Source organism: Pseudomonas alkylphenolica, assembly GCF_004025535.1.
Classification (GTDB): Bacteria; Pseudomonadota; Gammaproteobacteria; order Pseudomonadales; family Pseudomonadaceae; genus Aquipseudomonas; species Aquipseudomonas alkylphenolica_A.
The window spans coordinates 1-288 of the sequence record NZ_QJRG01000008.1 but is presented as its reverse complement, the minus strand read 5'-3'; the positions used below and the strand labels follow the sequence as shown (position 1 = coordinate 288).

The following is a 288-nucleotide window of genomic DNA, read 5'->3' as shown; positions in this document are numbered from 1 at the left end:
AAGTCGCCCATGGCGACGGCCTGCAGGGCTCGAGCTTCAACTACGGTTTCGGCAAGCACACCGACCTTGAGTACATCGAGGCCGTGGCCGACGTCATCGAGCACGCGCAGATCGCCACCTTGCTGCTTCCCGGCATCGGCTCGGTGCATGACCTCAAGGCTGCCTACAACGCCGGCGCGCGGGTAGTGCGCGTGGCCACGCACTGCACCGAAGCCGACGTGTCGAAGCAGCACATCGAGTACGCCCGCGAGCTGGGCATGGACACCGTCGGCTTTTTGATGATGAGCC

The 288-nt window shown here is 64.6% G+C and carries 1 pseudogene; it reads left to right on the top strand.

Annotation, left to right across the window (positions count from 1 at the left end):
• A pseudogene (locus tag DM813_RS00020) lies at positions 1–288 on the top strand (4-hydroxy-2-oxovalerate aldolase); the annotation flags it as partial.